Raw genomic sequence first — 21,341 nt, forward strand, 5'->3', positions numbered from 1 at the left:
AATGGCTTGAAGACTATAGCCTCGGGGAATTATGGAAGAAAAATTTACTCGGCGGGAGACCACAGCGATGATCCGCATCAATGTTTTTGTAGAAGGACAGACAGAAGAAACTTTCGTGCGGGATGTGCTGACACCTTATTTTCTTGTACAACAGATCTATCTGATACCCATATTGGCTCAGACAAGTCCCAGCCAAAAAGGCGGGATCACGAGTTACGGTAAAGTAAAACACCAAATTACCCGCTTGTGCCGACAAGATCCTGGTGCGTTCGTCACCACGCTCATCGACTACTATGGTCTACCTACTGATTTCCCCGATTATAACGAACAACAGAATAATGCTGCCAGTGAACGGGTAGTGAAGCTGGAGCAGGCTTTTGCTGATGATATCGGGCAGTCCAATTTTATTCCCCATCTGTTATTGCTGTTATTGCATGAATTTGAAGCGCTGCTATTTTGCCAACCCGAAAAATTTGCAGACTGGCTTGATGACCGTGCACCTATTGCCGCACTGCAAGCCATCAAAAGTGAATTTGATACCCCGGAGGATATTAATAACAGCCCGCAAACGGCACCATCTAAGCGTATTTTAGCCATCATCCCCCATTATCATAAAACCTTACATGGCCCACTGATTGCTGGTGATATTGGTTTAGATACCATTCGTTCTCAATGCCCACATTTTAATCAGTGGTTAGAAACGCTGACTGGTTTGATAGAATGTATTAAATTTGCTCCGAAAAAATAGAAACAAGCCCTGTTTTAACAGGGCAATGCGTTAATAATGAAAACACCATTCAGAACGGGATCTCCGAATCCCAATCAGTATCCTCTTTTTCCGGTAAAGCCAGAGGTTGTAGCGCACAGGTGTTTTTTCTCTCGTTATTAGCGGGTTTAGACGGTGGCTGCTTTTGTGCCGACTTATGCCCGGCCTGTTGAGGTGCCATACTCTTTGACTCATTACGGCTTCCCAGCATCTGCATCGAACCATTTACATTCACCACCACTTCCGTTGAATAGCGATCCTGGCCCTGATTATCCTGCCATTTACGCGTTTGCAGTTGCCCTTCAATATAAACCTGAGCCCCTTTCTGCAAATACTCCTCAGCGATTTCCGCTAATTTACCGAAGATCACCACCCGGTGCCATTCGGTTTTTTCCCGCAGTTCGCCTGTTTTCTTATCGCAAACGCCTACTGACCCAGATCGCCGTAGAGCTGATGCTATTGTCTTTGCCACGTCATCCGGTGATTGTGACCGGGTGAATTGCCCCATTGTGATGTGATCTCGGCCAGCTTTTGCGCATAATTATCTTTATTTTGATGGTCTGACGTGGCCTGGCCGGGAAAATGAACGACAGACTTAACAGGCCGATAAGTAGGAATGTTATTCCACGGGGCAGAGAAAACTGAATTTTGTTCAACACCGACTGTTACCTTTTTCATTCATGATGAAAGCAGTAACATGCCGAAAACGTGCTTCAAATACTGCGTTTAATTCTTTTCCTCATCGGGGAAATTACAAGGATTAGCGGCTGATCTGAACCCCGTTAAATGTATGAGTACAGCACTGGCACAGAATAGGAATATCATTTGCAGATAAATGTGGGTTCACCTTTCTTAAAAAACCCAATTTATCGACGAACAACCCGTTATAATAACTTGATTCACCGCAGCAGATATAATCTCTTTGGTCATTCTCATGTAAAGTAACCATCCAAAATATAGGATCTACCCTGTCCAATCTCTGAATGGTTTCACTGTAGATCACATCCCATTTTTCACCGACTTTACTCAGTAAAAACATAAAAAGAGGCGTGTAATCTAAGCCCCATCTTTGCTTGCTTTTCATGGGCAGGAAGTGTGGCATATCCTCCCTGATTGATTTTTGGTTGGCGCGTTCCCATCGATATTCTCCACCATAGTGATGAAAAACATGATGTGTTGTCGTATTTACCCGGCGATAGAGTTTCTTTTTTCCACGATTTGATTGATGGTCTCTCATTCCTATACTCATCTCTATTTCTTCTTACTTTGAGAATTCTTTAATTGCTTCATCATTCTCATGAGGGTGGTCTTGCAGGCCCGGCAGGTGTAACGGCGACGGATTACCCAGAGGGTGACCGCTTGCCAGACCACACAAATTCACCCTGAACGCCGCATTCCTCGCAGACTATGGGGTCGGGCATTTCGGTCATGCCGGGCTTATGTTGTAAAGACATCGCGGCAGCATGATGGGAGTGTCATAGATTCGTTAGCACACAATCGTGCAGTGAACTTACCGTGAGCTGAAGTTCTTGCTGGCGATTTCGCCAATCTTCTTCACGTCCTCTCAAATAGGTCTCCCTCGCACCGGCTAAAACTGCGGCCTGTATGGCGGGAAGGCGAGCAGCCGCCCAATCGGCAGCAACATCCTTAGAGACAAACTCTCCAGTAACTAGTGTTCGCCACATACGCGCCAGCGTTAGCAGAACATTGTGTTCATCTCCCTGTAGCGTATCAATTAAATCCGGCAAGACATCTTTAATAGCCCGGCGAATGTCCGATCCTGGAATAGCGGGTAGAAGACTGCTTGCGTTCGGGCCAACCAGAGGTATCGCTTCCTGTCTTGATTGAGCCAACACCAAGGTAAGTTCTGGATCACAAACAGGCTTGGGAATTTTTCCTGCCTCATATTCGTGGCGCAGCCACTCGCCGTAAATGAACTCGCTCCGGGCAGGATAAAGCGATGCAGTGAGCTCGGCGCGCAAGAAAACAATCAGTTCAACAGGGCGACGGCCATCAGGATCAGAAGGATACCGACCCGATATCATCATTAAATCGGCAGCAAGATATTCCCGAACCTCTGACGTCATCGGCTGGTCAATGACCATGAGCAGATCTACATCACTGCGGGGGCGAAGACCACCAACCACAGCCGAACCATGAAGGTAGACAGCTACCAAAGATTCCGCTAATCGCTTCTGGACGATCAACAGCGCTTTATCTGCTTCAGGAGGAATAGTCACTAAACAGCCCATCTTGGATATAGCCAGTATGATGTTTCTGAGGATTTTATCTCCTCATGCGGCTCCGTCAACCAGATTTTCCGAATACCCTTTCTTTCTAAATACCCTCAATTTTTTTCTCAAACCCAGTGCAATATCCATTTTTTTGGCGACCCACATCACAACCTCCAATTCACTGCGTCGGTGCTACCGCATTAAAGTCCGCCGTTCTGCCTTTTCTTCTTTTTCTGTCATTCCCAGCACCAGATAGAGACTCGGCACCACCACCCGAAACAGGGCTTCGATTTTTTTCGCCAGCACCACACCTTCAGTATAACAACGGGGTAATTTACTGGCCGATAACAATACCGCTTTCAATAAAATATCATTAATAATTAATTACTTATTATTGGTATAAAATTCGAAATGTTGCGTGAGCCTACCATTTTCCATAGAGTCACCAAAAATTCCGGTTGAGCCGTGAAATACTCTGGCCATAATAATTACGGCACGATTGAATCGCATCGGAATTTCACCGATTTTTTCCCAGTTATCATCATTTTTGAAGTACGAAAGAACCCTTTTATGAAAATCATCGATCACAATGATACTTTGTGGTTTTAACATTACATTACTCCAAAAGTAAGGAACACTAACGGTGTTGAGAAAACTAATATTTTTGTGGGCCTCACATGATTTTTACATGTGAGAGAAACTGATTATAATTAATCTTCAAATACAAAAGAGTTGAGCACGTGGTCTTGCCATACTCCGTTAATCTTAAGATAAGATTTAGCATAACCTTCTTTAATAAAACCTACTCTTTGTAATAAACATTCGCATCTCTTATTAGTTGGGAGGTGATTAGCCATTACTCGATGTAACTGATATTTATTTCTAATATGATTTAATGATTCGATCAAAACTTCACGCATCACACCCTTGCCTTCGAAATCGACATCGATTGAGAAACCAAGATGGCATGCTTGAAAGACACCAAAGACGAAATTAGTAAAATTGACATTCCCAACTATATTTGATGAGCCTTTTGGAATAAATACAAGCGAAACCCCTTTTTTTCCCTCCTGAGCATTCACTGCTGATTGAATACGTTTTTTCACCTCCTCTAATTCGTAATATTCAGGAGTCCTTAAGGGTTCAAATGGTGCCAATCTAGCTTTATTTTTCACTAAATATTTCTGAAAGTCATTGGCCATTTCTTCACTGATGTAGTACACATCCATTTGCTTGGTACTAAATGATGTAATGTAACTGCTCTTATGCATAATACTTTCCTATTTGTTGTGGGATTCAAGGGCGTTACTGGAATTATGTTCAATCAAGTATTCGAGCGGAGATGAGAAAGTGATAATAAAACCTTTATCAGAAAAGTAACAAACTGCGAGCTTATGATTTTTACCTGACCAAGTCACAGTATCAAATTTTAGTTTGGCAATATCAGTACTTACCTTAGTTTTATCAGACATAAAGTTATCCTCTTTGTCAGAGAAATAGGATATATCGCCATAATTAGACTTATAAAATAGATGTTCAGGTAGACGAGCAAGAAAATTACTGATCGCCACGTCTGTAGCGCGGCGGCCAATTCTGCACTAATAGTGCGATATATTCTGCACTCATTAACACCGAGTTAATAGCCCTATAATACACAGTGTAGAATGAAACTCTTAGTACTAAAAGCGACCGTTCATCGATTATATTTCGCTCTTTTCTTACCGCATTCCCATAAATAGACATTTTGAGTATTGATTGAACTAAAAAAGTGCTGATTTCTTGCCTACATTCCTACTTTCACTACTAATTATCCACTTTTATTACGCTTGTCATGTAACTAGCTGATTTACATTAATCCTCTGTTTACTGTACTAAATTAAACACTAAACCTTATTTTGATAACAAGAACTTCATCCAATTTATTTACTCAGCCAGGGGGAGCTGGCACTCCAAAAAATAATATTAGCCCCCAGGTATTCTTCTGCGAATTTAATAAACTCTTGCTGAGTGAATTTCTTTTTCGTTTGTGGATTCGTATAGGTTAGTGTGGGCTCCTGAACTGCCATAGCAACGAGGTTTAGTTTGTTTTTATATCTATGGAAAAATGGATATGAGTTTTTCATTTGTGCTTTCTTATAAGGAACGATATCAGGCCCTCCAAGCCCAATGTTGTTTTTTTGTGCAATATCAAACAGACGAGACATATAGCTACGCTCATTATTCCATTCGCAGGGCCAGAAATTAACATACTGTACAACATACGATTTTTTGAAAACTTTTCTGGCAAATATTATGTTGTCTATGGTAGCTGAGAAATACTTGTCGCAGGTAAAATCAGCATTTGCTTTTTTCATGTCAATATCAATGGCAGTTTCGGGGAGGTTAATGCCGATGATTCTTCCATCAAATGATGTTGCCAATGCCGCAAGAAGATGTTGATATCGTTCCCTTAAAGCTGTATTCCACTGTATGGAGACCCAGCCCTGAACAGACGCCTGACCTTCACCAGGGTTGTCCGACTGCGCGATTAAACCGCCATCATATTGAGATTCTTGCAGTAAATAGAGCGGAATATTTCTGTTGTTTGGTTCGAAAAATCGGTCTTGGATCTGGATGAAGAGCTTTTTATTCATTTTGTTGAGTATTGACAGATCTTTTTCTATGGCCGAAAAATCATATTCTCCTTTTGATTTTTCCAGTTGTTTCCAAGTATAAACAATCTGTACGCCACTAATATCAGGTCTCGCAAGCAACGAGCGTAATTCTTCAAGCTGTCCGGAAGATGTGTAAAGATAATTTTGAGGAGTGGCTGCCAGCGCTTTCCCCGCACAAAATAAAAGAATAAAACATACCGTAATAATCCGCATATCCACATCCCTCTGGTGATGAAAACTAGAATCTTTGGCAACAACAAAAGTCATGCATACCGCTTTCTCATCACCACATTCCCGTGCAGAAAAAGCCAATAACAGTCAGCAAAAAATTCATTTTTACAAAATGTAAAAAAACGCTCTATAAGGATTTTGTCGCGGCTAAGGCAAGAAAAGCAGCGTCCATCACATCAATATATAAAAACAAGTTTAGAAAGGGGAACAGTGTACAAATCGTTCCTGACATCATCCCCCTTTTTTAAAGAAGAACCCTGGTGTGGCTTAGATGACAATTTTATATAGAAATTATTTTCATACTCACAATTGTTTATAATTATTAATATTTATGGCATTTAACTGCTTTGAGATTAGTTAAACATTCATAATGCAATCAGGTCAACATAAAAGTAATCAAAAAGAACATTAAAATGTACATTATTTTCTTATTATTATGTTTTTTATAAATATTATTTCATTTGATAACTATTCTAATAAGACGACATATTGAAAAATATTATGGAAAGTTACTGTTTAATCAGGTAGTGTCTGAATAAAAAACTTAACAGCACATATTATTTTACGAGATGAAAACATCAGTAATAAAAAGAAAAACTAATATTATTAGTAACATTGAGTACATGATGAGGAAAAATGGTGAAAATAAATCCTCACTTGCTATGCGTTCTGGTGTTACAAGAACAACGCTCTATAAAATTCTTGATGGCCAAATCAACAGAGTTCAACACTCAACCATCACTCGAATTGCCGATTTTTTCGGTGTCAGATGTGATGTCATTGAACACTGTGACTTAGAAGAACTTGATCGAATAGACAATATGCTTTCCGTTGAGGGCAATAAAAACCCCTCCGCTATCCCACTTATTCCTCAGTCCGACGTGTTATCCAATATGGATTCCCGTATTGGCCAGCTTATCATGAAATATCCGGTAATATGGGCTTTCGAAGAAGGAGTAAACCTGATAGGGCTGACGGTAGAATCTGACATTGATAAAACATTTTTCCCCGGTGATACATTAATCATTAAGCGATATGCAACACCTGTTAAGAATCAGCCATCATTAATATACACGCCTGAAAGGGGATTTTATCTCCATGATTTGTCAAGTTGTACAAAAAAATATCCGGCAGTAAACGAGAAATTAATTGGAACGATAATTGAAGAACGCATTTCGTAAGAAAAGGAGCATTATCGGTGTCAGGTAATCAAAAATATAAACTTCTGGGTTTCAGTCGCTCTTCTGATGCAATCAGGGCTAACATAATGATTCTGTCTACAGGGAAGAGTATCAGCATACCATTACAGGAGTTGGAAAGCAGTCAGGTTTCTGAAGATCTCAACAGGCATGAACTCAAAGAGGTCTATCGTCGTATTTATGGTGGCGCTGATACGGTAACAGCCTATGATCTCACTGATCGACACGAACGTTCCTGGTTCGCCTATCTGGTTATTGCCTTTTCTCTTGCCGTTATCTATATTTTTTGTACGATTACAGGAATAAAACCGGTAAGCATTCCCTCTATTAATATGGTTATACCATCAGCCATATTTTTTTACCCTTTAACATTTATCTTGGTTGACATATTAAATGAATTCTACGGCCTTCGCCTGGCCAGAAAAGCGATCCTTTTTTCGTTTATTGCCAATATCCTGTTTGTCCTCGGCCTCATATTCACCGCAGCACTTCCGGGTCTTAAAGAATGGGGGTTAGAAGGGGCATATACTGAAATTGTACACAGCATTGCTGCTGTCCTCGTTGCATCTTCAATCGCTTATATCGTCTCTGAGAATGTCAACTCATGGTTATTATGTAAAATAAAAGAACTCACCAACTCCCGTTATCTTTTTATTCGTGTCATCACCAGCACGACAGTCGCTGCCGCGCTGGACAGTATTATTTTTTGCACACTCGCATTTTATAACACGCTTGATGCCGATACGATTAAATCAATTATTTTTTCTCAGTTTATTATCAAACTGGCCTACGCCATTGTGGGCGTCGGACCTATTTATGGTACCCGGGCATTATTCAAAAAATATATAAACGCATAGCAGAGAAACAACAATGAATATTAAAGAATCACTGACACTACTTGGAACGAAAACAGATTATATACAAAGTTATTCTCCAGAATTACTTGAAACACTGCCACGGTCACTCGGCCGAAATGATATCGGTATCAGTTCTGATTCATTGCCATTCCAGGGTTTTGACCTTTGGACAGCCTGGGAACTCTCATGGCTGAATGGGAAAGGGAAACCAGTAGTCGCAATCGGTGAATTTATCATTCCGGCGGCCAGCCCGGTATTGATTGAATCCAAATCATTTAAACTTTACCTCAACAGTTTCAACCAGACTAAGTTTGAAACGATTGATGATGTGGCCCACGCCATGAAAAAAGATCTGTCTCTGGCAGCCGGCCAATCAGTGGATGTAAAACTCTATCCCCACCTTAATGGATACTGCCATGAAATCAGCCCGCTCTCTGGTCAATCGCTTGATGACCTGGATATTGAAATCGGAAGTTATGACTTCGATGCAGCGGTACTGGCAGATGCCGCCTCAGCGGGAAATGATGTTGTCTCTGAAACACTGTACTCAAATCTCTTAAAATCAAATTGCCTGGTGACAAACCAACCCGACTGGGGAAGCGTTATTATTCGGTATGAGGGAGCAAGAATTGATCATGAGAAACTGCTGCGCTACCTCATATCATTCAGGACACACAATGAATTTCATGAACAATGTGTAGAGCGTATTTATAGCGATATTATGCGTTACTGCCAGCCTGAGAAATTAACCGTATTCGCCCGTTATACAAGGCGTGGCGGTCTGGATATCAACCCTTTCAGGAGTAATTATGAAAATACTCCTCTGACAGGACGGCTTATCCGCCAGTAAAAAAGAAGATCGAATAGGGTGAGACGTTACCGCCTCATCCTTCTCTCCTGTTTTCCCTACCGAAAATCAGCGCCTAATGTCACTAACAGCACGGAAGTATAAGCCAGTCCGTCTTTCACGCTATATATATTACGCACCGATTTATTTATCATATTTAATCTAGAATTACCGATGACATACCTCTATAGCGATGACTATTGAGATCAATTTCCAGGCTATTAACTTATCAATACTAACTCTAATTAATTAAAAAAAACCCTGAATTCGACTAATTAGTATTTTTTATTAAGATGTGTTTCAAATTTTGTTATTGCTTTATATTAGCCATTAAAAAATAATTATTCATAGCACATTTAAATATAATAACAAAAAAATAACATTTCATTTAATTGAATTAAAAATAACCACAACGATCTATTTTTACTTCTTTTTTAATCGCAAACACATCGTTTCATTTCCCCACTATGGATAGCAAGAATATTTTTTCAATTTACAAGGAACCGATATGGATACTCATGTGTCTGAATTTCCCGAAGTATTAAAAAGCCACTGTGGTTTTAATTGCCTGACTGATATTTGCCATTACTCTTTTGAAGAATTCCGTCAGCAGGTCAGTGAACATCTCTCTTGGTCTGAGGCTCGGCACCTCTATCACAGCGCTCAGCAAGAGCAAAAAAATAACCGGCTGTATGAAGCCAGAATCCTGACACGTGCCAACCCCCAGTTACAAAATGCCGTTCATCTGGCTATCACAACCCCTGATGCCGAATTGCGGGGCTATAACGACGAGTTTGGCAACCGTGCCAGCCAGTATGTTGCTCCTGGAGCGGTTTCTTCTATGTTCTCTCCGGCTGCTTATCTGACAGAACTGTATCGTGAAGCGCGTCAATTACATGCAGAAAGTTCGGTTTATCATCTGGATAAACGCCGCCCAGATTTGAAATCACTGGCGCTGAGTCAGCACAATATGGATAGCGAGGTTTCTACCCTCTCACTGTCCAATGAGTTGCTGATGGAGGGGATACAAACGAAATCCGGGCTGGATAGTCAGGCAAAAGTGATGGAAATGCTATCCACCTTCCGCCCTTCAGGTGCCACCCCTTATCACGATGCTTATGAGAATGTACGCAAAGTGATTCAGTTGCAGGACCCGAACCTTGAACAGCTACGGGCCGCACCTGCGGTTGCAGCACTAATGAGCCAAGCCTCTTTGTTAGGGATTAATGCCTCTATTTCGCCAGAGTTATTTAATATTTTGACGGAAGAGATTACTGAAAAGAATGCAGAAATAAAATTTAAAGAAAACTTTGGGGATATTGACCCGAAATTTTTATCTTCAGTCGATGCGTTAGCTAAGTACTATGGGCTAACACAAGAACAAATCATTGAATTTATTGGTGATACTCAGGCGAATAATCAAGATTATTATAACAATGCTCTGATATATAAAAAAATTAATCATGACGGAAAGTTAGAAGTCAGCCGAATTACGCTCTCATATGAGAAAAACAAGGATGATTTAAACTATTGTTATATCTATCCCGATAACGATAATAAATTCTTAATGAAACTGAATTTCAAGAAAGTATATGACAATTTTATTGATTTACGAATTGATCCTGTTGGCAGTAATACTAGCGGAAAATTTTATCGAGACACTAATTATCCTAACAAAGCGAATACAGAAATTAATTTTATTATCGAATTTACAGATGATGAATTGAAGTCGCTCATTAAAATCAAAATTGACAGAGTAAGATCATCACCCTGGGATTATAAACAATCTTCCGTTTCCTATCACATCGAAGAATATTCACCAAGCTTATTTTTACTTAAACTTAACAAAGCTATTCGTCTGGCACAGGCTACCCAACTTACCGCTCAAGAGTTGGAACATATTGTTCTTAGCACTCATACTGATTTAACGTTAGATGCCGCTGTGCTCAGTCAGGTTTTCTATGTCAAATACTATATGCAGTATTACGGCATAGATGCTGAAACAGCGTTGATACTCTGTAACGCGTCTATTTCACAACGTGCTAATGATAACCAAATCAGCCAGTTTGATCGCCTGTTTAATACCCCTCCGCTCAACGGCCAAAGTTTCTCTATTGATGATCAGGAGCTTGATTTAAATCCGGGCAGTGCCGATGACTGGCGCAAGGCCGTGCTTAAACGCGCGTTTAATGCCGATGATATCTCTCTCTACCGCCTGTTACAGATAGCTCATCGTACTACCCATGGCAAGATAGCGAATAGCCTGAACAACCTTTCCGCCCTTTATCTGGCCAAATTATTGGCTGACAGCCACCAGCTAACTATCGACGAACTGGATTTACTGCTGGTTGCCATCGGTGAAGGGAAAACCCGTTTATCCGGCATTAAAGACAGCAACCTTTCAGCCCTTATTAATAAACTCGATGCTGTCATCCTATGGCTGCATGTCCGGCAGTGGAGTGTCTATCAACTCTTTGTCATGACGGCTACCCACTATGATCAAACCCTGACCCCGGAAATCCAAAACCTGCTGGATACTGTCTATAACGGGCTGCAAGGTTTTGATAAAGAACCGGCTGATCTGCCGGAGGCCATGGCGCCTTATATCGCGGCCACCCTGCAATTACCGTCGGAAAAGGTTGCCCATTCCGTGCTGCTCTGGGCGGAACAGCTTAAACCGAGTGACGGCAAAATGACTGCAGAAAAATTCTGGCAGTGGTTACAGGCACAGCATGCCACGAATCCACCTAAACCCGCCGCTACGCAGGAACAGGTTGTGCAATATTGCCAATGCCTGTCACAACTGGCGCTGATTTACCGCGCTACCGGTTTAAGTGAAAACGCCTTCTGCCTGTTTATCACTCAACCGGATGTTTTTGGTTTCCCAAGCGGAACCGCGCCAGCCCATGATGCCCTCTCATTGATGATGCTAACCCGTTTTGCTGATTGGGTTAACGGCCTGGGCGAAAAAGCGTCCCCTGTTCTGACTGCATTTGAAAATAAAGCCTTAACGGTGGAACAACTGGCCAACGCCATGAACCTGGATGTTAACCTGCTATCCCAAGCCAGCATCCAGGCCCAACAGCATCAGCAAGTGACCAAAGAAAATGCCTTCTCCTCCTGGATTGCCATCGATATTATTCTGCAATGGGTCGGTGTTTCACATCAGCTCGGCATTGCACCACAGGGCGTTTCTGCTCTAATCGCACTGGATTACATTCCAAAAATCACCCAGGCCACACCGCCAACTTATGCCCAGTGGGAAACGGCGGCGGCCGTCTTGACCGCCGGATTGGATACTCGACAGGCGGATCCGCTGCATATCTTGCTGAATGAAGCCCGCAGTGCGGCATTAAGTACCTACTATATCAGTCAAGTTGCCGGTGCCGATGCGGCTATTCAGAGCCGTGATGATCTCTACCAATACTTATTGATTGATAACCAGGTTTCTGCGGCGATTAAAACCACCCGGGTTGCCGAAGCGATGGCCAGTATCCAGCTTTATGTCAATCGCGCTTTGGAAGGAATAGAGGAAAATGCCAATTCTGGAGTGATCACCCGCCAGTTCTTTACCGACTGGGATCAATATAACAAGCGTTACAGCACCTGGGCCGGCGTTTCTCAACTGGTTTACTACCCGGAAAACTATATCGATCCGACCATGCGTATCGGCCAGACCAAAATGATGGATACGCTGCTACAGCAAATCAGCCAGAGTCAGCTTAATAGCGATATTGTCGAAGATGCGTTTATGTCGTACCTGACAGCGTTTGAACAGGTGGCCAATCTGACCGTGATCAGTGCCTATCATGACAATATTAATAATGACCAGGGGCTGACCTATTTTATCGGTCGCAGTGAAACCGAGGCGGAGGAATATTACTGGCGCAGTGTCGATCACAGCAAGTTCAGTGATGGCAAATTTGTCGCCAATGCCTGGAGTGAATGGAACAAGATTGACTGCCCGATTAATCCTTATCAGAACACGATTCGGCCGGTCATGTATAAATCCCGCCTGTATCTGATTTGGCTGGAACAGAAAGAGATTGCCAAACCCGATGGCAACACCAATCAAACTAAAACAGAATATCGCCATGAGTTAAAACTGGCCCATATTCGTTATGATGGCTCTTGGAATACGCCGATTACTTTTGATGTTGATGGCATGGAATTGTCAAAGAATGAAGCACCAGGGCTTTATTGTGCGGGCTATCAGGGCGAAGATACCCTGCTGGTGATGTTTTATCGCAAGAAAGATAGTCTGGATAATTATCAGAATGACAATACTATGCAAGGGCTGTATATCTTCTCCGATATGTCTTCCCGTAATATGCTCCCAGAACAAATTAAAGTTTATCGGGATAATAGCTATAATCAATTTGATACCAATAATACCAGAAGAGTCAATAATCGTTATGCCGAGCATTATGAGATCCCTTCATCAGTAAGACGAAAAAATTATGCTTGGGGTAATCATTATATTAGTATGGTATATGGTGGTAGTATTCCGGCTATCCGTTATCAAGCCTCATCAAATACACTGAAAGTGTCCTTATCACCGAAATTAAATATTATCCATAATGGGCTTGAAGACCGGGAACGTCACCAGTGCAACTTGATGAAAAAATATGGAGAACTGGGTGATAAGTTTATTATTTATACCAACCTAACACTCAATTCTTATCACTCAAAGAATGGGCTGCTATTCTACCCAATTTATCAATATAGTGGAAATGCCAGCAAACTAAGTCAAGGAAGATTATTGTTCCATCGAGATACTAATTATCCAGCTACTATAGAGGCGTGGATCGAAAAAGCGAATCGTTCGTTAAAGAAAAAAAATGTTGCAACCAACGATGATTATATTGTAGATCCAGAAAACAGGCCGAATGATCTTAAACACTATATTTTTATGTATGATTTCGATAAGACTGCCACTAACGTGAAAGGTCCCGTAGAAATAAATACCGCAATTTCTCCGGCAAAAGTTCAAGTTATAGTAAAAATCGGCGGCAAAGAACAAATTTTTACCGCAGATAAATATGTTTCCTCTCAACCTGCTCCTAGTCTTAAAGAAATGTTGTATCAGTTCAATGAACTGGAAATTGACGCTTCTTCACTGAATTTTGTCAATAATTCCGCCAGCATTGATGTTACTTTCACCGCCTTTGCAGAAGATGGCCGTATGCTAGGCAGGGAAATTTTCAGTATTCCGGTAACTCGCAAAGTTAGCACGGATAGCGCTCTAACCTTATACCATAATGACAATGGCGCCCAATATATGCAGTGGGGTATTTATCGTACTCGCCTTAATACTTTATTTGCCCGTCAATTGGTGGAACGCGCTACCACCGGAATTGATACGATTCTCAGTATGGAAACCCAAAATATTCAGGAGCCAAAACTAGGGAAAGGTTTTTATGCCACCCTAGAGTTACCCAAATACAATCCTGAGGTTCATGGGAATGAACGGTGGGTGAAAATTTACTATACCTATATCTACAAAGATCAAGATACGTTCCTGGCTTGGCAAGGGATGTTAGATAGCGATAAAACAACCCGTGTCACCATTTTCTATCCCTATCTTGATCGGTGGGATGAAAAAAATGATTATCATTTACAAATCTCCTACAAAAACCAGGTAAATGCCGCAGGTTCGGGTAAATCTGTCATATTTCACTATGATCCCTCAAAGGATACGGTCGAAGTCATCCGACCTGGAGAAAAACCTCTATCGAAGGATATTATCGAATCCGTCACGGGTCTGAACCAGTACACCGAACCCATGGATTTCAGCGGTGCCAACGCCCTCTACTTCTGGGAGCTGTTCTACTATACCCCCATGCTGGTGGCTCAACGCTTATTGCATGAACAGAACTTTGATGAAACCCACCGCTGGCTGAAATATGTCTGGAGCCCCTCCGGTTATATTGTCCACGGCCAAATTCAGACTTATAAGTGGAATGTCCGCCCATTACTGGAAGATACCAGTTGGAACAGTGATCCGCTGGATTCTGTCGATCCTGATGCCGTCGCCCAAAACGACCCGATGCACTATAAGGTTTCCACCTTTATGCGCACGCTGGATCTGCTGCTCGCCCGCGGGGATTACGCCTATCGCCAACTGGAGCGGGATACGCTCAACGAAGCCAAAATGTGGTATATGCAGGCCCTGCATCTGCTGGGGGAGAAACCCTATCTGCCGCTCAGTCCCAACTGGGATAACCCGCGTCTGGATAAAGCCGCCGATATCACCACCCAAAAAGCGTACGCCCAGGCCATAACCCGATTGCGGCAAAACGAAACGACAGCAGCACGGACGGCCAACAGCCTGACCGGTCTGTTCCTGCCGCAGATTAACGACGTGATGATGAATTACTGGCAGACACTGGAGCAGCGCCTGTACAACCTGCGCCACAATCTCTCTATCGATGGCCAGCCCCTTTCCCTGCCGATCTTTGCCACACCCGCTGATCCGAAGGCACTGCTCAGTGCGGCAGTGGCCACCTCACAGGGCGGCGGTAATCTGCCGAAAGTCTCCCTCCTGCTGTGGCGTTTCCCGCAGATGCTGGACAGTGCCCGCAGTATGGTCGGTCAATTGATACAGTTCGGTGCAACCTTGCAGAATATTATCGAACGACAGGATGGCGAAGCCCTGAATGCCCTGCTGCAAAATCAGGCGGCAGAATTGATATTGACCACTATCCGTATTCAGGACAAGACGATTGAAGAGCTGGATGCTGAAAAAACCGTCTTGGAAAAATCCCGTGCCGGCGCGCAATCGCGCTTTGACAGTTACAGCAAATTGCATGATGAGAATATTAACGCGGGTGAAGAGAAGGCGATGTCACTGCGGGCGGCGGCTTCCGGCATGACAACGGCGGTTCAGGCCGCCCGACTGGCGGGAGCGGCTTTAGATCTGGCACCCAATATGTTCGGTTTTGCTGTCGGGGGCAGCCGTTGGGGTTCTATTGCCGAAGCCACCGGTTATGTGATGGAGTTTTCCGCCAGTGTGATGAATACCGAAGCGGATAAAATCAGCCAGTCTGAGTCCTATCGCCGCCGCCGTCAGGAGTGGGAGATCCAGCGTAATAATGCCGAAGCGGAACTGAAACAGATTGAGGCGCAGTTAAACTCACTGACAATACGCCGTGAAGCCGCTGTTCTGCAAACCGTCAGTCTGAAAACCCAGCAGGAACAGACCCAAGCACAACTGGCCTTCCTGCAACGCAAGTTCAGCAATCAGGCGCTCTATAACTGGCTGCGTGGCCGACTGGCCGCCATTTACTTCCAGTTTTATGATCTGGCGGCTGCCCGCTGCCTGATGGCCGAAATGGCATACCGTTGGGAAACCAATGAGAGCGCAACAAACTTTATTAAACCGGGCGCATGGCAGGGAACCTATGCCGGTTTGCTGGCGGGTGAAGCCTTAATGCTGAATCTGGCACAGATGGAAGAGACTCACCTGAAACAAGATCAGCGGGCGCTGGAAGTGGAGCGTACAGTTTCTCTTTCGGCCGTTTATGCGGGTTTACCCAGCAACAGCTTTAACCTGTCAGAGAAAGTCACCGAACTGGTAAAAAAAGGCTCAGGCAATAGCGGTAACGGCCTCAATACACTGGCATTTGGCACAGGAGCCGATACCCAAACTTCCCTGCAAGCCTCCCTCTCTTTGGCGGATTTGAATATCTTTAAGGATTATCCCGCCTCGCTTGGCAAAACGCGCCGCATCAAACAGATCAGCATCACATTGCCGGCTTTATTAGGCCCCTATCAGGATATTCAGGCGGTTTTAACCTATGGCGGTGAGAACAATGGTCTGGCACGTGGTTGCAAGGCGCTGGCAATTTCCCGTGGCATGAATGACAGCGGTCAGTTCCAGCTGGATTTCAATGATGGCAAGTTTTTACCGTTTGAAGGCATTGCCATTGATGATAAGGGCGCTCTCGTTCTGAGCTTCCCCAATGCAACCAGCAATCAGAAAGCCATGTTACAGACACTCAGCGATATTATCTTGCATATCCGCTACACCATTCTTTCTTAATCCCAATATTGTGAAAACAGGCTCCTTAAAGGAGCCTGTAAGGATAGTTAAATGCAAATATCCCAGACAGCAGCGATGGAAGCACCGTCGCTACCTAAAGGAGGGGGCTCAATCCGGGGAATGGGTGAAACCCTGACAGCCGGTGGCTCGCACGGGCTGGCGACCCTATCCCTGCCATTGCCGGTTTCAATAGGCCGTGACATGGCTCCAAGCCTAGAGCTTACCTACAATGGCGCCGCAGGAAATGGGCCTTTTGCTATGGGCTGGCAGTGTGAGCCTGTGGCAATCAGCCTACGTACGTCTCACGGCGTACCGAAATATACCGGTAAGGATACGTTTCTGGGCCCTACCGGAGAAGTGCTGATTATCGCCATAGACGGGCAGGGAAAACCGGATATACGCATAGCCGATGAACTACTAGGCACGCCCCTTAAACAACAGTACACGGTTACTCGTTATCAGCCTCGCATTATTGAAGGCTTCAGTCGGCTGGAACTCTGGCAGCCCCAGCAGTCCGGTGAAGATAAACCGTTCTGGGTGATATATTCACCAGATGGACAAAGACATCTTCTGGGCAAGCACAACCAGTCAAGGATAGCTAACCCGCAGGATGACAACCAGATTGCTCGATGGCTTCTGGAAGAGACTGTAACACCGACTGGTGAGCATATTTATTACTATTATCAGGCAGAAAATGATGAAAATTGCAGTGAAATAGAACGACAACAGCATCCAGGCGTTTCCGCTCAGCATTATCTGGCCAAGGTTAGCTACGGAAACATCAGACCAGAAACATCTTTTTTTGCCTTGAATTCGAGCCAACCTAGTGACAATGAATGGTTATTCCATCTTGTTCTGGATTACGGAGAACGTGCTCCTTCTTTGTATGCGGTTCCCGAGTTTATGCCTGCCTCCGGACACTGGACATGCCGTCCGGATTGTTTTTCCCGTTATGAGTATGGCTTCGAGATTCGAACCCGTCGCTTATGTCGCCAAGTGTTGATGTTCCATCGTCTAAAAGCACTGGCTGGAGAAGACATTCCGAATGAAACACCAGCACTGATTTCCCGACTGATACTGTCATATGATTTGAGCCACAGCTGTAGCACATTGGTTTCTGTGCGCCATGTAGCCCATGAAAACGATGGCACCCCTGTCACACTGCCACCTCTGGAACTAGATTATCATCGGCTGGATACTTCATCATTACCCACATGGCAGCCCATGCCCCAGCTGGAGAAGTTCAATCGCCTGCAACCTTATCAGTTCGTTGACCTGTATGGTGAAAGTTTACCTGGCATCCTTTATCAAGATGCACCCGGCGCATGGTGGTATCGGCCTCCCATGCGTGACACTGATAATGAAGAGCATGACGCAGTGACCTACGGTGAAATAAAGCCGTTGCCACGCATTCCAGTTCAACAGAACAATGCCTCATTAATGGATATCAACGGCGATGGAAAGCTGGACTGGGTCGTGACTTCAGCTGGCGTCAATGGTTATCACACGATGGCTCCTGATGGTCAATGGTCTCCTCTTATCCCTCTTTCCGCCTTGCCGGTTGAGTATTTTCATCCACGTTCTCAGCTGGCAGACCTGACAGGTTCGGGACTGTCTGATCTCGTTATGATTGGGCCTCACAGCGTACGCTTGTATGCCAACCAACAAATTGGTTGGCAACACGCAGAAAATGTCATTCAGTCTGATGGCATTACCTTACCTATCCCCGGTGCAGATAAACGCAAACTGGTCGCCTTTGCCGATATGCTGGGCTCCGGTCAGCAACACTTGGTTGAAATTGAGGCTTCCATTGTGCGCTGTTGGCCTAACCTGGGATATGGACGGTTTGGACAACCTGTCACTCTGAAGGGATTTACGCCCTCAGTGGAAAACTTTAATCCAGATCGGATTTATCTCGCAGATATGGATGGAGCAGGTAATACCGATATTATTTACATGTACAGCACTTATTTTGAACTGTATATCAACGAAAGTGGAAATCAGTTTGCAGCACCGGTTCGTATCGAACTACCTCAAGGGGTGATGTTTGACAACACATGTCAACTGCATATTGCGGATACCCAGGGGCTGGGCGTTTCCAGTATTATCCTGACAGTACCGCATATGGCATCAAAACACTGGCGCCTTGACCTGACACGAAATAAACCCTGGTTACTCAGTATATTTAATAACAATATGGGGTCGGAAACCACGCTGTTTTACCGCAGTTCATCGCAATTTTGGCTGGATGAAAAACAGCAAGCCATGAATAAAGGTCAAACACCTGTCAGTTATCTGCCTTTTCCCGTTCATATGCTATGGCGTTCCGAGGTACTGGATGAAATCACCGGTAACCGCTTGTCGTCGGTGCAGGACTATTCTCATGGAGTATGGGACGGACGGGAACGGGAATTCCGTGGATTTGCCCGCGTGACGCAAACCGATACGGACAAATTTGCTCAGGGAAACGGCAGTACTATGCCAGAATCTTCTCCGTCGCGTACTGTAAGCTGGTTTGCCACTGGCCTGGCAAAAATCGATGAATCACTTATCACAGAATACTGGCAGGGTGATGCTCAGGCCTATCCCACATTCCAGAACCAATTCAGTTGTTTTAGTGCTGATGTACAAAGGGATGTTGAGATAACTCCCTCAACAGAGGAGATTTACTGGCTTCGGCGGACTCTTAAAGGATGTCTTCTTCACAGTGAGGTCTATGGCGACGATGGCTTACCACAGGCTGTAACACCCTATACTGTTACCGATCACCGGATTCAGGTGCGAAGGATACCAGGGCTGTCAGGATACGAACCCTCAGCCTGGGTCAGTGAGATTGAAAAACGAAGTTATCGCTATGAACGAATTGCTGAGGATCCACAATGCAACCAGCAGATCATACTTGCTAGTGATGTCTGGGGAATGCCGACGGACAGTATAGAGATTGCTTATCCAAGAAGACCCAGGCCCTCACAATCCCCCTATCCCGATACACTGCCGGATACGCTGTTTGCCAGCAGCTATGATGATCAACAACAGGTATTGCGTCTCACACGCCAACAACAGGCCTGGCATCATCTAAAAGATGAGGAGGCGTTTATTCTGGGGCTTCTGGATTGTTCCCGAAGTGATGGCTGGGAATATGACACGACATATGTTCCCGATAACGGCTTCACTAAGGCAAGTTTTGTCGGTTCTGATAATTTGATTGCCGAAGGCTCCTCCTCAATATTCTTAGGGCATCAGCGTATTGCCTATACCGGAGTGGAAGGAAAACGCGCCTTTCCGCCGCTGATTACCTTTACAGAAATGGCGGAGCTGGATACACAAACACTGAAAGCATTTGACGAAGTGTTCAGTGAAAGTAAACTGCATACACATCTCATCTCCGCTGGCTACTGTCTAGTAGACCCCCCATTTACTTCTGACAATGATGTTAAAGTTTGGGCCGCACACCGGGACTATGCCGATTATGGTGATATCACCCGTTTTTACCGGCCGTTATCCCAGCAGCCGACATTATTGACGGGGAAAATCACCGTAACCTGGGATTCTCACTACTGTGTCGTCACTGAAACTCGGGATGCTGAGGGATTGCGAACTCATGCGAAGTACGATTACCGGTTTATGACACCTGATCACATCGTTGACGCTAATGATAATCACCAGTCTGCCACCTTTGATGCACTCGGGCGATTAACCAGTTCCCGTTTCTGGGGAACCGAAAATGGTGAATTTCAAGGGTATACCCCGCCAGACAAAAAAGAGGCATCGTTCACTACCCCTTCCTCGATCGATGAAGCACTTACTCTGTCTCCGGGGATCCCCGTCTTACAATATATCGTTTACGAGTCGCAAAGCTGGATGCCCACTCCAGAGAGCATGAATCAGAATATCGGTTCGTGGGCTTCCCTTCAAAAGAGGGGCATCATTACGGAAGATGGACGACTATGTCGCCTTGCGTGGCACCGCTGGTTGCAACGCCATTCCGAGTCTGCTCACTCTACAGGAAGCCTGTCGTGTACACCGCCGCATATTCTGGTTACGACAACGGATCGCTATGATAACGACCCCGCCCAGCAACTACGTCAGACACTGACTTTCAGCGACGGATTTGGCCGAATGCTACAGACCGCAATACGTCACGAAGCAGGTGATGCCTGGCAGCGGAATGAAAATGGTAGCTTGGTCAAAAACAATGATGAAGCACCGGCTGTCGTACACACAGAAAACCGCTGGGTAGTCTCAGGACGCATCGAATACGACGGGAAAGGGCAATCCCTACGCACGTATCAGCCCTACTTTCTCAACAGCTGGCAATATGTCAACGATGACAGCGCCCGGCAAGATTTGTATGCCGATATGCACTATTACGACCCTTTAGGGCAAGAGTATCAGGTTAAAACCGCTAAAGGTTATTTGCGGCGCAGCCTGTTTACGCCATGGTTTACTGTCAGTGAAGACGAAAATGACACAATTTTTTAACTAACACACTGAGTAAGACCTATGCCT

14 protein-coding genes and 1 pseudogene are annotated in these 21,341 nt (G+C 44.4%); 6 read left to right on the forward strand and 9 right to left on the reverse strand.

The features are described 5' to 3' along the window. Positions 1-67: 67 nt before the first annotated feature. Complete coding sequence (locus PSI22_RS09175; RefSeq protein ID WP_273579518.1) at positions 68-748, forward strand: DUF4276 family protein; 681 nt, start codon at positions 68-70, stop codon at positions 746-748. 49 nt (positions 749-797) lie between these two features. Here the strand turns inward: PSI22_RS09175 and ssb are convergent, their stop codons facing one another. The 9 genes and pseudogenes from ssb to PSI22_RS09220 form a co-directional block, all read right to left on the reverse strand. Beyond that, positions 798-1,238 carry a single-stranded DNA-binding protein gene (gene ssb, locus PSI22_RS09180; protein WP_370689015.1) on the reverse strand — a complete coding sequence of 147 codons (441 nt, stop codon included), beginning with the start codon at positions 1,236-1,238 and terminating at the stop codon, positions 798-800. Continuing rightward, on the reverse strand, positions 1,223-1,444 hold the full coding sequence (locus tag PSI22_RS09185) for a hypothetical protein (protein WP_273579478.1): 222 nt from the start codon (positions 1,442-1,444) through the stop codon (positions 1,223-1,225). Before PSI22_RS09185 ends, ssb begins: the two co-directional genes overlap by 16 nt. Positions 1,445-1,526: 82 nt before the next feature. Beyond that, positions 1,527-2,003 (reverse strand): hypothetical protein, encoded by a 477-nt coding sequence (locus PSI22_RS09190; protein WP_273579479.1) that lies wholly within the window; start codon positions 2,001-2,003, stop codon positions 1,527-1,529. A 238-nt stretch (positions 2,004-2,241) separates the two neighbouring features. Continuing rightward, positions 2,242-3,006 carry an aminoglycoside adenylyltransferase family protein gene (locus tag PSI22_RS09195; protein WP_273579480.1) on the reverse strand — a complete coding sequence of 255 codons (765 nt, stop codon included), beginning with the start codon at positions 3,004-3,006 and terminating at the stop codon, positions 2,242-2,244. A gap of 54 nt (positions 3,007-3,060) precedes the next feature. Further along, positions 3,061-3,360: pseudogene (locus PSI22_RS09200) on the reverse strand (hypothetical protein); the annotation flags it as partial. A gap of 24 nt (positions 3,361-3,384) precedes the next feature. Beyond that, the gene (locus PSI22_RS09205) at positions 3,385-3,612 is read right to left on the reverse strand and encodes a hypothetical protein (protein WP_273579481.1); all 228 of its coding nucleotides are present in this window, start codon (positions 3,610-3,612) and stop codon (positions 3,385-3,387) included. A 98-nt stretch (positions 3,613-3,710) separates the two neighbouring features. Then, on the reverse strand, positions 3,711-4,271 hold the full coding sequence (locus PSI22_RS09210) for a GNAT family N-acetyltransferase (protein ID WP_273579482.1): 561 nt from the start codon (positions 4,269-4,271) through the stop codon (positions 3,711-3,713). Between the two features lie 9 nt (positions 4,272-4,280). After that, positions 4,281-4,472, reverse strand: a complete 192-nt coding sequence (locus PSI22_RS09215; RefSeq protein ID WP_273579483.1) for a hypothetical protein — start codon at positions 4,470-4,472, stop codon at positions 4,281-4,283. 447 nt (positions 4,473-4,919) lie between these two features. Beyond that, positions 4,920-5,867, reverse strand: a complete 948-nt coding sequence (locus PSI22_RS09220; protein ID WP_273579519.1) for a hypothetical protein — start codon at positions 5,865-5,867, stop codon at positions 4,920-4,922. A gap of 587 nt (positions 5,868-6,454) precedes the next feature. Here PSI22_RS09220 and PSI22_RS09225 point away from each other — a divergent pair. From PSI22_RS09225 to PSI22_RS09245, 5 genes are all read left to right on the forward strand, one after another. Beyond that, complete coding sequence (locus PSI22_RS09225; protein WP_273579484.1) at positions 6,455-7,066, forward strand: helix-turn-helix domain-containing protein; 612 nt, start codon at positions 6,455-6,457, stop codon at positions 7,064-7,066. A gap of 17 nt (positions 7,067-7,083) precedes the next feature. Next, complete coding sequence (locus PSI22_RS09230; RefSeq protein ID WP_273579485.1) at positions 7,084-7,941, forward strand: queuosine precursor transporter; 858 nt, start codon at positions 7,084-7,086, stop codon at positions 7,939-7,941. Between the two features lie 13 nt (positions 7,942-7,954). Beyond that, the gene (gene queF / locus PSI22_RS09235) at positions 7,955-8,791 is read left to right on the forward strand and encodes an NADPH-dependent 7-cyano-7-deazaguanine reductase QueF (protein WP_273579486.1); all 837 of its coding nucleotides are present in this window, start codon (positions 7,955-7,957) and stop codon (positions 8,789-8,791) included. Between the two features lie 505 nt (positions 8,792-9,296). Beyond that, positions 9,297-16,832, forward strand: a complete 7,536-nt coding sequence (locus tag PSI22_RS09240; RefSeq protein WP_273579487.1) for a Tc toxin subunit A-related protein — start codon at positions 9,297-9,299, stop codon at positions 16,830-16,832. A 51-nt stretch (positions 16,833-16,883) separates the two neighbouring features. Beyond that, on the forward strand, positions 16,884-21,314 hold the full coding sequence (locus PSI22_RS09245; RefSeq protein ID WP_273579488.1) for a SpvB/TcaC N-terminal domain-containing protein: 4,431 nt from the start codon (positions 16,884-16,886) through the stop codon (positions 21,312-21,314). The last annotated feature ends 27 nt before the right edge of the window (positions 21,315-21,341 follow it).

The organism is Xenorhabdus aichiensis, from assembly GCF_028598775.1.
GTDB classification, from domain to species: Bacteria; Pseudomonadota; Gammaproteobacteria; order Enterobacterales; family Enterobacteriaceae; genus Xenorhabdus; species Xenorhabdus bovienii.

Bases quoted from the DNA above. Each gene is read 5' to 3' on its own strand.
- PSI22_RS09225 (WP_273579484.1), top strand. From the start codon at position 6,455: ATGAAAACATCAGTAATAAAAAGAAAAACTAATATTATTAGTAACATT.
- PSI22_RS09245 (WP_273579488.1), top strand. From the start codon at position 16,884: ATGCAAATATCCCAGACAGCAGCGATGGAAGCACCGTCGCTACCTAAA.
- PSI22_RS09220 (WP_273579519.1), bottom strand. From the start codon at position 5,867: ATGCGGATTATTACGGTATGTTTTATTCTTTTATTTTGTGCGGGGAAA.
- queF (WP_273579486.1), top strand. From the start codon at position 7,955: ATGAATATTAAAGAATCACTGACACTACTTGGAACGAAAACAGATTAT.
- PSI22_RS09215 (WP_273579483.1), bottom strand. From the start codon at position 4,472: ATGTCTGATAAAACTAAGGTAAGTACTGATATTGCCAAACTAAAATTT.
- PSI22_RS09205 (WP_273579481.1), bottom strand. From the start codon at position 3,612: ATGTTAAAACCACAAAGTATCATTGTGATCGATGATTTTCATAAAAGG.
- PSI22_RS09210 (WP_273579482.1), bottom strand. From the start codon at position 4,271: ATGCATAAGAGCAGTTACATTACATCATTTAGTACCAAGCAAATGGAT.
- PSI22_RS09190 (WP_273579479.1), bottom strand. From the start codon at position 2,003: ATGAGAGACCATCAATCAAATCGTGGAAAAAAGAAACTCTATCGCCGG.
- PSI22_RS09185 (WP_273579478.1), bottom strand. From the start codon at position 1,444: ATGAAAAAGGTAACAGTCGGTGTTGAACAAAATTCAGTTTTCTCTGCC.
- PSI22_RS09175 (WP_273579518.1), top strand. From the start codon at position 68: ATGATCCGCATCAATGTTTTTGTAGAAGGACAGACAGAAGAAACTTTC.
- PSI22_RS09240 (WP_273579487.1), top strand. From the start codon at position 9,297: ATGGATACTCATGTGTCTGAATTTCCCGAAGTATTAAAAAGCCACTGT.